Here is a 15,366-nt window from a genome sequence, read left to right on the forward strand (position 1 = left end):
AAAGTTTAATCAAATAAAATAAATAATTCAATCCAGAAAACAAATAAATATTTAACATTTAGTAAGTCTTTTTCTTACTTTTAAATCCATTTTATGCATTTCATCGATTTTTTTATACACTTTATCGGTTTTATTATACATTTGTTCAGTCAAAAATTAAGAAAGTAAATCCTTTTAAATTAATAGTCATGAAAAATTATTCTACACTTATTAATAAAATAAAAAAAGAAGTTCGTCAAAACATCCTTTTTTTAAAAATAGTATTGGTAATGTTTTTTACTAGCCAATTGTCCTTTGCACAAACCCTGCTAATTAATCCAGCAACCAATGGAGGATTTGAAAGTGGTTCGACATTTGCTGCCAATGGATGGACTGCAACTACGGGCACATCAACTCAAAATCAATGGGTCTGTAGCACAGGAGCGACAGCAGGTTTTTCAGGCTCAAGATGTGCATACATAACCAATAACACATCAAGCACACCACCCCCTCATAATTATACCATAACAGCTAATCGTCGAACACATTTGTATCGTGATATTACTGTTCCTGCCGGTGAGACAAATATTGAGTTAAACTTTGATTGGATTGGTAGAGGTCAAAGTTATGCTGATTGGTTAAGGATTTGGGTAACTCCAACTTCATATACACCAGTCTACAACACAATGATAAGTAATACTGGTTCGGCACCTACTGGCAGAATTTTGATTGGTACATTTTATAATCAAGCAACATGGACAAATTCAACAATAAACTTACCAACGGCCTATGCGGGAGAAACTTTTCGATTAGTTTTTGAATGGGTGAATAACAATAGTTCAGGAACGCAACCCCCCGCTGCAGTTGATAATATTTCATTGACGTCACAAACTTACAATGATGACTGTGCAGATTCATTTAATTTAACTGTCAATCCTTCTACAACTTGTGTTACATCTTCAAGCGGAACAACTGCTGTAGCTACTCAATCACAATCTGGATGTGCCGGAACAGCTGATGATGATGTTTGGTATAGCTTTGTGGCCACGTCAACTGTACACACCGTAACAGTGACACCAAACACTATGTATGATGCTGTTGTTGAAATATTCTCCGGCTCTTGTGGATCTTTGTCAAGTCTTGTGTGTCAAGATGCAACACTAGCATACGCACCTGAAGAGGCTACCGCTGCCGGATTAACAATCGGTCAAACCTATTATGTTAGAACGTATACTTATTATAACAACGATAGCCACCAAGGAAGTTTTGCTATTTGTGTAACAACTCCTCAAGACCCATGTTCATCAATTACCAATATTAGTGGTTGTGGAACTTCTACAAATACAACTATAGCCCCCGGAAATGGTATCTATTCAACTTCATCTTGTGGAAATACAACACCTGGTTTAGAAAAAATATTTTCTTACACCCCTACAATGTCTGGTACTTTTGCAATTCAACAATTGAATTCTTACACAACTATTAATTATCAGTATAAAGCAGCTTCTAGTGGTTGTAATAATACCGGATGGACATGTATTCAGGCTTTAAACGGTGCTCAAACTAGCTATACTTTTTATATGTTAGCAGGAAACACCTATTACATTATGATTGATCCTCAAAATAATTCAGGAGGAAACATAACATTTCAAGTAAACTGTTTAACAGCTCCTTGTACTGCAGGAGAAGGAGTCGGAACTTCAGCCTTAGGTTGTCCTTCGGTTACATCTGGTGGTTTGGGATTGAGTGGTGCTAATCCGGATCCTATACCATGTGATGCCCCTACAACTTGTACAACACTTGAAGCTAGCTACTTAAAATTAGGTCAAACAACAAACTATAATGTAGAATCAATTGCCTATGCCCCTCCATACCAATTTGAATGTCTTGCAAATCCGGTGAGTGTTAACATAGACGACGTTTGGTCTGAGGAAATATATTTACCTTTTTCATTCTGCTTTTTTGGAAACACCTATAATTCTTGTTTAATAGGCTCAAATGGTACATTAACTTTTGATACATCAAATGCTAGTGGTTATGCCGGATGGCAATTTAGTAACAACTTACCAAGTACTGTGGGTGCATTATTCAACAATACCATTTATGGTGTTTATCATGATATTGATCCTAGTAAAGGAGGAACAGTTGGATGGGAATTAATATACTTAGATAGTGGATGTAGAGCATTGGTTGCTTCATGGCATGATATTCCAATGTACTCAAACACATGTAACTCAATCCTTTATACTGGTATGATGGTTCTATACGAAGATTCAAATGTTATTGAAGTATATATTGAAGAGAAAAACGTTTGTTCTACTTGGAATGGAGGAAACGCAGTCGTAGGTATTCAAAATAGCGATGGAAGTGTTGCAATTGTTGCACCAAACAGAAATTCTTTAAGTACAAATTGGACTGTGACTAACGAAGCATGGCGTTTTGTCCCTTCCGGAACACCAATTACATCTTTAGAATGGTTTGAAGGATCAGGAACTTCAGGTCCAATGATTGGCACAACAGATACTATAGAGGTATGTCCTTTAACATCTACAACTTATACTGCGAGAGTAACCTATGAATTATGTAATGGATCAACCATTGTTGAAACAGATGAAACTGAAGTTTTAGTGATTGAAGACAAAATTTGGAATGGCTCTGTTGATTTAGATTGGGACAAAGCAAATAACTGGACTCCTGTTGGTGTCCCTAATAGTTCTGATTGTGTTACTATTCCGGTAACCCCAAACAATCCTGAAGTTATTGGAACAGATTATGAAGGTTTAGCGAAAAATTTAAAAGTTCTAAACGGTGCTACACTTACTATAAAATCTGAAAATGCAATTACCGTAACCGATTGGGTTGAAGTTGAACCAACTGCTCTTTTTGATATTGAAAACGATGCTAGCCTTGTTCAAATAAATAATGTTTCAAATATTGGTAATATTGAATATAAAAGAAATGCATTTATTAGAAAATTAGATTACGTTTATTGGTCTTCTCCTGTATCTCCATTTCACGTAAGTGCAGTGTCTCCAGGAACTTCATCAACATTACGATTTTTCTGGAACTCTACTGTAGCCAACTCAAATGGTGGGCTTGGAACATGGTCAAACGCAAACGAAAATATGATACCCGGCAAAGGATATATTGTTCGTGGACCGAATTCATTTGACACAACTATACAACAATTTACAGCTAATTTTGTTGGTGTACCAAATAATGGAAATATTAGTGTTCCTATTGCTCGTGGAAGCTATACCGGAGCAGACTATTCTGGAACTAACGGTGTGATAATTACAAATATGGATGATAATTTTAACCTTATCGGTAATCCATATCCATCAGCAATCAGATTTACAGACTTTATGGCTGCTAATCCTGATTTAGAAGGCTCTATTAGAGTTTGGACTCATGGTACTTTACCCAATAACTCTACTCCTAATCCTTTCTATGGAAGTTTTACTTACAATTACACCTCAGCAGATTATATCATTCACAATGGTACGGGAACAATAAGCGGTCCTGACACCTATGACGGATTTATTCCTGCAGGTCAAAGTTTCTTTGTAGCAATGTTAGATGGACCAGCTTTGACTACTAATGCTAATTTTACTAATTCAATGCGAGTTAGAAATAATAACACGCAATTTTACAGAAATTCAAATACTGAAATTCAATCAGGACAAGAACAAAGTAGAATTTGGTTAGATATGGTTGCTCAAAATGGAACTGTAAGCAGAACGCTTATTGGATACATAGAAGGTGCCACCTATGCAAAAGATCGTATGTTTGATGCTTATACAAAAACGTCAAACGCAATGATTCTATATTCACTAATTGATTCAGAAAAAGTTTGTATTCAAGGAAGACAATTACCATTTGATTCTAATGACATTGTTCCGCTTGGATTCAAAGTAAGTACTAATGGAATTTATACAATTGCTATTGCCGCTGTTGACGGAATTTTTTCTGACAATCAAACTGTGTATTTAAGAGACAAAGCTCTAAACACAGTACATAACTTATCTGGTAATCCTTATTCATTTACTGCCGATTCAGGCATTTACAACGAACGATTTGAATTAATTTATGAAGATGAAACACTTGGAATTGACCATTTAGAAAATTTCGGAATAAAAATCATTACAAATGATAACATTGTAATTCGTTCTGGCAATGAACAAATAAGTGAAATAGAAGTTTTTGATATGCTTGGAAGAAAAGTAAATCAGTATTTTTCTGTCAATGCAAATGAGTTTTCTCTAGATGAAAAAAGAAAAAATCAAACACTTTTATTAAAAATAAAAACAGTAAACGATAATATCTCCATCAAGAAAGTTCTATTTTAAAAATTAAATTTTAACTAGTTGAACCGCCTAATAAACTTAGGCGGTTTTTATTTTGAATTTGTAAGGAAGATTTGATTTTTTAAAAACATCGACTTGTTCTGTTTTTTGTTAATTATATTACCATTACTTTAAGTAATAACTGATACTTAATTCTCTTTTTAACGATTATTTTAAACATTACAACTATTTATTAACAAATGTTTAGATTTTTGTTACTTTTTGAATTAAAATACTTATTTTAGTGGAAACAAATTTTATCCATACAATGAAAAAAGAAAATTGGGGGATCTTTTTTCCATCGATTCTGTGCCACATTCTATTATTTATTTCTTTATTATTTTATACTAGTAATACCAACGCACAATGTACTAATACAGTCCAATGGGGATCAGCAACAGCTCCAACTAATACGTTACCGGTTACAATAAGTACTTGCAATTATCAAACAGAATACAGTCCAATAACTTCAATAGTTAGTGGTTCAACCTATCAAATAACGAATAATTGTGGAGGCTATATAACCATAAGAAGTAATACTTATAACGGTGCAGTAATCAGTCATGGTAATTCTCCACATACTTTTACAGCTACTTCATCCGGAACCTATTATATCCATTACAACACAAATGCAGGTTGCGGAACGGCGTCAAATTGTTGTACAACAACCATAACTTGCACATCCTGTTCAGCTCCCGTAGCACCTTCAAACGATTTGTGTACCAACGCTACTCCTTTACCCTGTGGCACTACTAATTTGGCCGGCACTACAGTTGGTGCAACAAATATTGCCAATACATCAGGCTGCTCAATGTCAAATTATGGCGTTTGGTACAGTTTTATTGGAGATGGAAATATAACTACTATTACAACAAACCCTTCTTTTGATATTAAACTATCTGTTTCAACAGGAACATGTGCTAGTATGACTAATATTGTTTGTACTGATGCTGCTCCTGAAACAGCAACATTTAGTACAACAAACGGTACAACTTACTATGTTTATATTGCACATTGGTTATCAGGAAGTTCAACAACAGGTACGTTTACAATTTCCAGAAGTTGTACAGTTCCAATCGGCAATGATAACTGTTCAAATGCAGTCAATTTACCGGTTAATCCAACTACAACATGCACTTCAACAACTTCAGGATCAACCTTTGGAGCAAGTCAATCCATGGCGGGTTGTGTTGGAGGTGCAGACGATGATGTTTGGTTTAGCTTTGTAGCTACTTCAACCATTCACAATGTTACAGTAACGCCAGGTACCTTGAGCGATGCCGTGCTACAAGTATTCAGCGGCACTTGTGGTTCTTTAACTAGCTTAGCATGCATTGATAATACAGTAACAGGCAATGAATCTTCAACAGTGACTGGCCTAACCATTGGTAATACATATTTTGTTAGAGTTTACAGTTATTCAAATGGAAGTGGACAAGGGACTTTCACCATGTGTGTTACAACACCCCCAAATCCTTGTACGTCTGTAACAAACATTGCTAGTTGTGGCACAACAATTAATGGTACTGTACCTTCCGGCAACGGAAGCTATCCAAGTTCTCCTTGTGGTTGGACAACACCGGGAACTGAAACAATTTACACCTTCACCCCTACGCAATCAGGACCATACACTATTCAACAAACTAATTCTTTCGCAACGATAGATTATCATTACAAGGCAGTTTCAGATGGTTGTAATAATATTGGCTGGAGCTGTATAGATGACCTAAACGGTGCTGCAACGAGTTCTAATTTTTTCCTTTCAGCAGGTGTTCAGTACTATTTTTTATTAGACCCTGAAAGTACAGCCGGAGGAAATGTTAGCTTTATCATTAACTGCACCACCAATCCTTGTACAAATGGATCTGGAACAGGTACAACATCATTAGCTTGTCCTTCTGTGCTATCAGGTGGATTAGGCTTAAATGGTGCTGACCCGATTCCTTTAGATTGCAATTCTGTAGCAACCTGTGTGGATTTAGAGGCTACTTACTTGCAGTTAGGAGATACTTCTTCATACATCGTGGAATCAATTCCTTATGCACCACCTTATCAATTTTATTGTCTTCAAAATCCGGTAAGTGTAAATATTGATGACATTTGGTCTCCAGTGATTAACATTCCTTTTGATTTTTGTTTTTATGGAAATACATATAATTCATGTATTATGGGTTCAAATGGGATGATTTCCTTTGACACCACAGATGCTAGTAGTGGATCAGGATATGCTTTTAGCAATAATCTCCCCAGCTTGGTGGGAGCATTATTCCCAAATACTATTTATGGAGTTTATCATGATATCGACCCTAGTAAAGGAGGTACTGTTGGGTGGGAATTAATTACTTTAAACACCGGTTGTAGAGCACTTGTAGCTTCTTGGAACGACATTCCTATGTTTTCATCCGCCTGTAATTCCATTCTCTACACCGGAATGATAGTTTTATACGAAGATACTAATATAATTGAAGTTTATATAAAAGAAAAAAATGTTTGTGCTACTTGGAATGGAGGTAATGCCATTGTTGGTATTCAAGATGAAACCGGAACACAAGCAGTTGTTGCACCGGGGAGAAATGGTCTTGATGCAGATTGGACTGTTACCAATGAAGCTTGGCGTTTTGTTCCTGCCGGCCCATCCATTACCTCAATACAATGGTTTGAAGGCTCTGGTACATCAGGTCCTGTTGTTGGGAATACTGATGTAATTAATGTTTGTCCGACCGTAACAACAACTTATACGGCTCAAGTCACCTATGCTCTTTGCAATGGAAATACAATTGTTGAAAATGATGAAACTATTGTTACTGTTATTGGAGACAAAACATGGAATGGATCAATTGATTCTGATTGGAACAAAAACAACAACTGGACACCTGTTGGCATTCCAAACAATACCGATTGTGTTTTAATTCCAGTTACACCTAATGACCCTATAATTTCAGGAACAAATTACAATGGTTTAGCCGGAACTTTACGTATTTTAAACAATGCAACACTTACTGTTAATTCAAATAACAGCATAACCGTAACAGATTGGGTGAATGTACAACCTAATGGAACATTTGACATTGAGGACAATTCCAGCTTAGTTCAAATCAATAATACTGCCAACGTTGGAAATATTATCTACCGAAGAGATACAGATATCCGAAGATTAGACTATGTTTATTGGTCATCGCCAGTGGCTGGTTTTAATGTGAGTAATATTCCTGCTCCAATTTCTCCCGGCCCAATATTTACTTGGAACCCTACTTTTGCTAATCCAAACGGCGGTCAAGGGTATTGGATAGGTGCTGCCGGAAATACCATGCAACCCGCTGTTGGTTATATCATGCGTGGGCCAAATAGTTTTGGAAATACGCCAACAACACTGAATGGTAGTTTTATAGGAGTCCCAAATAATGGTCAAATCACAACTACCATCTCACGTGGAAGCGATACCAATACTGCAACTCATTATGGTTTAAACGGGACAGAAATTACCAACCTGAGTGACAATTACAATTTGATAGGAAATCCTTACCCTTCAGCAATCAGAGCTAGTCAGTTTCTTTTTAATAATAACACCAAAATTGAAGGCAATGTTCGATTATGGACACACGGCACATTACCAGCAGCCATAACAAGTCCGTTTTATGATACCTATGCCTATAATTATACGCCAGGTGATTATTATATTTTTAATTTCACTGGTACTTCTTGTTGTCCTGCAGCAGGTTCAGATTTATTCATTGGAGCAGGTCAAGGTTTCTTTGTTCAAATGATTGATGGACCTCCGGCTTCAGATGTTGTGTCGTTTAATAACGGTTTACGAAATCCTGGCTATGACAATAGTTTGTTCTACAGAAATACAAATCAGATTGAAACACAAACTAATTTAACCGATTTAGAAAGACACAGAATGTGGTTTGATATTATCAATTCTGATGGATTAAACGACCGAACATTAGTTGGCTACATAGAAAATGCAACCATGGGAAGAGATAGTTTCTTTGATGCAAATACAGCAGTAGCCGGAAATATGATAATTTATTCTCTTTTGGACGAAGAAAAACTAACCATTCAAGGAAGAAGCTTACCGTTTGATGTAAATGATATTGTGCCGATGGGCGTTAACATACCAACCAGTGGTCAATACACCATTGCACTTGCTGCTATTGATGGTTTATTTGAGAATCAGAACATTTATATAAATGACAAATTAAATAACACAATTCATGATATCAAGATAAATCCTTATGGTTTTTATTCTGAACAAGGAACATACAACAATCGTTTTGAAGTTATTTATCAAAATGAAACACTCAGCAATCCTGATTTTTCTTTTGAGAATATTGTCCGAGTAACTTCTAATCAAAATGTCACCGTTCATTCAACCATCGAATTAATGGAATCCATTTTGGTTTATAACGTGTTGGGACAAAAATTAGCCGAATACAATAATGTCAATGCAAATCAATTAATATTAAACAGTTTACAAAAAAATAATTTGGCTTTATTTATAAAAATAAAACTAAAAAACGGAACAACTTCTATTGAGAAAGTAATTTATTAAAGATAATTCATAAAACGCCAAAAAGACCTTTGCTTTATATAATGAAGGTCTTTTTCGTTTTGATACGCTTCTCGTTCGAAAGAAATATTTCGGTAAGCCAAATTTCTGTCTCTAAACTGAATTAAGCGAATTAAATACTCCAAACTATACCATACATAAAAAGGCAAAACCAATAGCTCAATTTGTTGTCGAATATGAATTCGTTCATGGTTCAATAATACAACATTTTCTTTGTCCGATTTGTATTTTAAAAACACAAATGGATACAAAGTAAGTCCTCGAAAACCTTTTGGGGTTAAATATTTAAAAACTAATACAAACATTTGTTGCAAAGTTGCTAATTTTGTAGCTATGAATACACCAAATCCTGAAAATAAATTAATCGAAGGAGAAGATTTTTATTATACACCCGAAGGTTATAAATGTTTTACAGAAAAATATCATTTAAAAAGAGGCTATTGCTGTAAAAGCGGATGCCGACATTGTCCGTATGGATTTGATAAAAAAACCGGGCAAATAAAACTAAAAAAATAAACATGGAAGCAATACAAATCAAATCATTCAAAGAACAAATTTCAGAAGGAATTCCAACCGAATTACCTTCTTCAAAACCATATGAAATTGATATAAATCACGCTCCAAAACGGAAAGAAATTCTTTCGGAGGAAGAAAAAAAATTAGCTCTTCGCAATGCATTACGTTACTTTGAACCAAAAGACCATGCTACGCTCCTACCTGAATTCAAAGAAGAATTAGAAAAATTCGGTCGGATTTATATGTATCGTCTTCGTCCGGATTACCGAATGTATGCCCGACCCATTTCAGAATATCCCGGAAAAAGTGAGCAAGCTAAAGCCATTATGCTAATGATTCAAAACAATTTGGATTATGCTGTAGCTCAACATCCGCACGAATTGATTACGTATGGCGGAAACGGTGCCGTTTTTCAAAATTGGGCACAATATCGTCTAACAATGAAATACCTTTCTGAAATGACCGATGAGCAAACGTTAGTAATGTATTCCGGTCATCCGATGGGATTGTTTCCTTCCCACAAAGATGCTCCAAGAGTCGTGGTTACCAACGGAATGGTGATACCTAATTACTCCAAACCAGACGATTGGGAAAAAATGAATGCGTTAGGCGTATCACAATACGGACAAATGACAGCCGGAAGTTATATGTATATCGGTCCGCAAGGGATTGTGCACGGTACTACTATAACCGTTTTAAATGGTTTTAGAAAAATTAAAAAAGACCCCGTTGGTTCGCTATTTGTTACTTCAGGTTTAGGCGGAATGAGTGGAGCTCAACCCAAAGCAGGAAACATTGCCGGTTGTGTGACCGTTTGTGCCGAAGTAAATCCGAAAATCACAAAAATCCGTCATGAACAAGGTTGGATTAATGAAGTAATTGAAAATGTAGATGACTTAGTAATTCGGGTACGAAAAGCTCAAGCTGAAAAAGAAACGGTTTCCATAGCTTATCTTGGGAATATTGTGGATGTCTGGGAGCGATTTGATGCAGAAAACATTCACATTGATTTAGGTTCAGACCAAACTTCGTTGCACAATCCGTGGGCGGGAGGTTATTATCCGGTTGGACTTTCTTTTGAAGAATCGAATGAATTAATGGCCAATAATCCCGAACTTTTTAAAACGAAAGTGAAAGAAACGTTAGTGCGTCATGCAGCGGCTGTAAATAAACATACGGACAAAGGAACCTATTTCTTTGATTACGGAAATGCCTTTTTATTAGAAGCTTCTCGTGCCGGTGCTGATGTAATGGCGATGGATGGCATTCATTTTAAATACCCGAGTTATGTGCAAGACATTATGGGACCAATGTGTTTTGATTATGGATTTGGTCCATTCAGATGGGTTTGTGCCAGCGGAAACCCGGAAGATTTAGCCAAAACCGATCAAATTGCTTGTGAAGTTTTGGAAGAAATGGCAAAAACCGCTCCTATTGAAATCCAACAGCAAATGCAGGATAATATTAAATGGATTAAAGAAGCTCAGAAAAATAAATTAGTTGTGGGTTCGCAAGCCCGAATTTTATATGCCGATGCTGAAGGAAGAATGAAAATTGCTGAAGCATTTAACAAAGCCATTGCTAAAAACGAAATTGGATATATCATTTTAGGTCGTGACCACCACGATGTTTCCGGAACCGATTCTCCTTATCGTGAGACGTCTAACATTTATGATGGTTCGAGTTTTACGGCTGATATGGCGATTCACAATGTGATTGGCGACAGCTTTCGTGGAGCTACTTGGGTATCCATCCATAACGGTGGTGGCGTTGGCTGGGGTGAGGTAATTAATGGCGGATTTGGTATGGTTCTTGATGGTACAGAAGATAGCGACAGACGATTAAAATCAATGTTGTTTTGGGATGTCAACAACGGAATTGCCCGAAGAAATTGGGCTCGCAACGAGGGAGCTATTTTTGCAATTAAAAGAGCGATGGAGACGCAACCTTTGTTGAAAGTTACCATCCCTAATGTAGTAGATGATGAATTGTTTAAAATGGTTTAAGATTGTTTCATTTTGTTTAAGTTTGTTAACCTCTGCACAATCTAAACCCCTTTTAAACCCTTAAACAATTAAATTTTTAAACAAAAAATACACTATGAAAACACTCAAATTTCTACCCGTACTTCTACTCTTCATTCTTGCTTCATGCAGTTCCGTAAGAGTTTATTCTGATTATGATAAAAGTGTTGATTTTACGCAATACAGAACCTATGCCTATCAAAAAAGCGGCATCGATAAAGTCGAAATTTCCGATTTAGACAAAAAAAGAATTCTCCGTGCCATTGACCAACAAATGACGGCCAAAGGCTTTAGCAAAAGTGAAAATCCTGATTTGTTGGTAAACATTTTTACCAAAGAACGGGAACAAGTTAATGTTAACCAATTCAATGCCGGATGGGGCTATGGTTGGGGATGGGGATGGAATCCATGGATGTGGGGTGGCATGAACACCAGTGTTTCCTCTTATGTGGAAGGAACATTATTCATTGATTTAATTGACAATAGAAAAAAGGAACTCATTTGGCAAGGCGAAGGTATTGGTGTTTTAACTCGAAACATCGATAAAAAAGACGAACGCATCAATGAATTTGTAGCAAAGATTTTAGCTCAATATCCACCTGAGAAAAAGTAAACAGTTTGCAGTCGCAGTAAGCAGTTATTCAACTAAAATTAAAAATATAAAGTAAATATTACGAGATCTCTCCTTCATCGAGATGACAGGATTGTGAGTAAACTGTGACTGAAAACTAATAATTAAGCAACTCTTCCATCTTTGCACGAACCTTATCCACATTCGGAATCATCGTAAATTCCAACGTGCTGTTCAACGGAATTGCCGGCATATTTTCGGAACCAATAACCATCACGGGAGCATCGAGGTGTTTGAAACAATTCTCCTGAATAAGTCCGGCTAAGCTGCGTGCAAACGAATTATTGGTGGGTTCTTCGGTAACAACCAAACACTTTTTGGCTTTTTTAACGGATTTGAAAATGGATTCTTCATCCAACGGATACAACGTTCGTAAATCGATGATTTCGACTTGATTTTTGATGTCGGCAGAAGCATTTAACGCCCAATGAACGCCCATTCCGTATGTTATAATCGTTATGGTTTCTACGGTTTCTTGTTCCCAGATTTCTTGGACGATATTGGCTTTTCCGAACGGTAACATATAGTCTTCGCTTGGTTCATTCACCCTTGCAGCATCTGTACCTTTTACTTTGCTCCAATACAACCCTTTATGCTCCAAAATCACCACCGGATTCGGGTCGTAATAAGCAGCTTTCATTAATCCTTTTAAATCGGCTCCGTTACTTGGATACGCAATTTTGATTCCGCGAATGTTAGTCAACACACTTTCTACGGATGATGAATGATACGGACCGCCACTTCCGTAGGCACCAATGGGTACTCGCAAAATCATACTCACCGGCCATTTTCCGTTGGATAAATAACAGGAACGGCTTACTTCGGTAAACAACTGATTCAAGCCGGGCCAAATATAATCGGCAAATTGCACCTCAACAATCGGTTTCAACCCGACGGCTGACATTCCGACTGTTGAACCTACGATAAATGCTTCTTGAATTGGGGTGTTAAAAACGCGTTCGTCACCAAATTTCTGTGCTAAAGTGGCTGCTTCACGGAAAACACCTCCTAAACGTCCGCCCACATCTTGACCGTATAACAAACATTCAGCGTGCTTTTTCATTAATTCTTCTACCGCAAACAAGGCACAATCGACCATCACTACTTTTTCCTCATGGGATGGATTTCGCTCACCTACTTCTTCTGTGATAGGCGTTGGTGCAAAATCATGTGTGAATAAATCTTCCGGTTTTGGATCTTCCGCTAGTTGAGCTTTTTCGAAATCTGCTTTTACATTGGTAACAGCATTCTTTTCTATTTCATCAATTTCAGAAGATAAAAATCCGATATTTTTCAATTGATGAATCAAAACCGGATAAGGATCGCGGGATTTTGCTTCGTCTAAATCATCTCGGTACCACTCCATCCGAACGCCCGAAGTATGGTGATTTAACAACGGAACTTTAGCATGAACCAAAAACGGTCGACGTTCTTCTCGAATAGTTTTAACTACTTTTTCAAGTGCCAAATAACTTTCAGTAAAATTCGCTCCATCGATTGTTATGGCTTCAATTCCGTGAAAACCTTTGGCGTATTCAAAGGCATTTTGAGCACGAGTTTCGGCTGCATTGGCAGAAATATCCCAGCCATTATCTTGGACTAAATATAATATTGGTAATTGTTTTAAAGCGGCCATTTGAAAGGCTTCGGCAATTTCGCCTTCGGTTACGGAAGCGTCGCCGAGAGAACAAACCACAATTGGTTTTAACTCATTGTCCTCTTGAATTCCTGTATTTTCTTTGTACCAAAACCCCATCGCAGCTCCGGTAGCAGGAATCGCTTGCATTCCGGTAGCAGAAGATTGATGCGGAATTTTTGGTTTATCGGCATCTTTTAAACTAGGGTGACAATAATACGTTCGACCTCCTGAAAACGGGTCGTCTTTTTTGGCCATTAATTGCAGCATTAAATCATACGGACGCATTCCGATTCCGAGTAACATGGCATCATCTCGGTAATAAGGAAATGCATAATCTTGTGGCAATAAGTGCATCGCCATCGCAATTTGAATGGCTTCGTGACCGCGTGACGTGGCGTGAACGTATTTGGAAACAATTTTGAAATTATCTTCATATAATTCCGCCATCGTTTTGGCGGTTGCCATGGTGGAAAAGGCTTTTTTCAGGATATTTTTTTCTAACATTTTAATCTATTTTAAACCTGACAGGTTTTTGAAACCTGTTAGGTTTAGGTTTATTACTTCGCTTCCACAATCCAACCAAATGGATCTTTTTCTTTTTGAAGTTTTATAGCGTTTAGTGTATCATTTACCATTATAGAAACCGGATTATTTTCAGGTAATTTAATTGTAAAATCATTGTTTCCAATTTCGTCAATCATGGCAATTCCGACTGCTGTTCCGGTTCCGAAGGCTTCTTCTAAAGTGCCGTTTTTGGATGCTTCAATAATTTCGGAAATTTTGATTGGTTTTTCAATGACTTCAAAACCTTTGGAGCGTAATAAATCAATGACACTCATTCGAGTAATTCCCGATAAAATAGAACCGCTTAAATCTGGGGTGATGAACTTACCGTCAATTTTAAAGAAAATATTCATCGTTCCCACTTCTTGGATGTACTCAAAATCGTGAGCATCCAGCCACAATACTTGATCATATGATTTTGCTTTGGCATATTCGGTTGGGCGAATCGCAGCGGCGTAATTCCCTGCTGCTTTGGCTTCTCCTGTTCCGCCATTCACGGCCCGCACATATTTTTTCTCGGCATACAATTTAATTTTTCTACTGAAAAATGGTCCGGCTGGAGAGGCAATCACCATAAATTTAAAACTGGTTGCGGCACGCATTCCGATAAATGGCTCATCGGCATACATAAACGGACGCAAGTACAACGCACTTCCTTCTTTGGTTGGAATCCATTGTTTTTCTAAAGCAGTGAATTGCTTCAACGCTTCGACAAATAGTTCCTCCGGAAAAGCAGGCATTCCCATTCGGTTCGCACTAAAATTTAATCGTTTTGCATTTTCATAAGGACGGAATAACAAAGGAGTTCCCTCTTTTCCCAACGTAGCTTTCATTCCTTCAAAAATCGCCTGACCATAGTGCAAAGCCATGGCGGCAGGATGTGTCGGAATGAGCTGTAAAGGTTCAATTCGCGGATTTTTCCATTCGTCATCTTGGTAATCGCAAACAAACATGTGATCGGTAAATTTTTTTCCCATCACGATATTGTTTAAATCAACTTCTCCAACGGTGGAATGTGCTGCTTTTGTTACTTTAATTGCTGTCATTACTTCTTGCATTGTGTTTATGTTTGCTCTCAATTCTAATTATGAAAA

At 37.1% G+C, this 15,366-nt stretch carries 8 protein-coding genes; 5 read left to right on the forward strand and 3 right to left on the reverse strand.

Annotation, left to right across the window (positions count from 1 at the left end; translation table 11 throughout):
- The first annotated feature begins 188 nt into the window (after window positions 1-188).
- The gene (locus R2782_RS07600; protein WP_371267599.1) at window positions 189-4,328 is read left to right on the forward strand and encodes a hypothetical protein; all 4,140 of its coding nucleotides are present in this window, start codon (window positions 189-191) and stop codon (window positions 4,326-4,328) included.
- A 265-nt stretch (window positions 4,329-4,593) separates the two neighbouring features.
- On the forward strand, window positions 4,594-8,880 hold the full coding sequence (locus tag R2782_RS07605; protein ID WP_371267601.1) for a hypothetical protein: 4,287 nt from the start codon (window positions 4,594-4,596) through the stop codon (window positions 8,878-8,880).
- On the opposite strand, the gene R2782_RS07610 is transcribed toward R2782_RS07605, so the two are convergent.
- Window positions 8,877-9,203, reverse strand: a complete 327-nt coding sequence (locus R2782_RS07610) for a hypothetical protein (protein ID WP_371267603.1) — start codon at window positions 9,201-9,203, stop codon at window positions 8,877-8,879. The genes R2782_RS07605 and R2782_RS07610 overlap by 4 nt on opposite strands.
- A 28-nt stretch (window positions 9,204-9,231) precedes the next feature.
- Here R2782_RS07610 and R2782_RS07615 point away from each other — a divergent pair, with 28 nt between their 5' ends.
- The 3 genes from R2782_RS07615 (at window position 9,232) to R2782_RS07625 (ending at window position 12,051) form a co-directional block, all read left to right on the forward strand.
- Window positions 9,232-9,414, forward strand: coding sequence for a DUF5522 domain-containing protein (locus R2782_RS07615; protein WP_371267605.1), 183 nt, complete (start codon window positions 9,232-9,234; stop codon window positions 9,412-9,414).
- Window positions 9,415-9,416: 2 nt separating this feature from the next.
- The gene (locus tag R2782_RS07620) at window positions 9,417-11,420 is read left to right on the forward strand and encodes a urocanate hydratase (protein WP_371267607.1); all 2,004 of its coding nucleotides are present in this window, start codon (window positions 9,417-9,419) and stop codon (window positions 11,418-11,420) included.
- A gap of 94 nt (window positions 11,421-11,514) precedes the next feature.
- Window positions 11,515-12,051 carry a DUF4136 domain-containing protein gene (locus R2782_RS07625; RefSeq protein WP_371267609.1) on the forward strand — a complete coding sequence of 179 codons (537 nt, stop codon included), beginning with the start codon at window positions 11,515-11,517 and terminating at the stop codon, window positions 12,049-12,051.
- Window positions 12,052-12,166: 115 nt separating this feature from the next.
- Here R2782_RS07625 and R2782_RS07630 read toward each other — a convergent pair whose 3' ends face one another.
- Both R2782_RS07630 and R2782_RS07635 read right to left on the reverse strand, forming a co-directional pair.
- The gene (locus tag R2782_RS07630) at window positions 12,167-14,212 is read right to left on the reverse strand and encodes a thiamine pyrophosphate-dependent enzyme (RefSeq protein ID WP_371267611.1); all 2,046 of its coding nucleotides are present in this window, start codon (window positions 14,210-14,212) and stop codon (window positions 12,167-12,169) included.
- Window positions 14,213-14,265: 53 nt separating this feature from the next.
- Complete coding sequence (locus R2782_RS07635; protein WP_371267613.1) at window positions 14,266-15,330, reverse strand: branched-chain amino acid aminotransferase; 1,065 nt, start codon at window positions 15,328-15,330, stop codon at window positions 14,266-14,268.
- Window positions 15,331-15,366 lie beyond the last annotated feature (36 nt).

It is taken from the genome of Flavobacterium sp., assembly GCF_041392085.1.
Lineage (GTDB): Bacteria > Bacteroidota > Bacteroidia > Flavobacteriales > Flavobacteriaceae > Flavobacterium.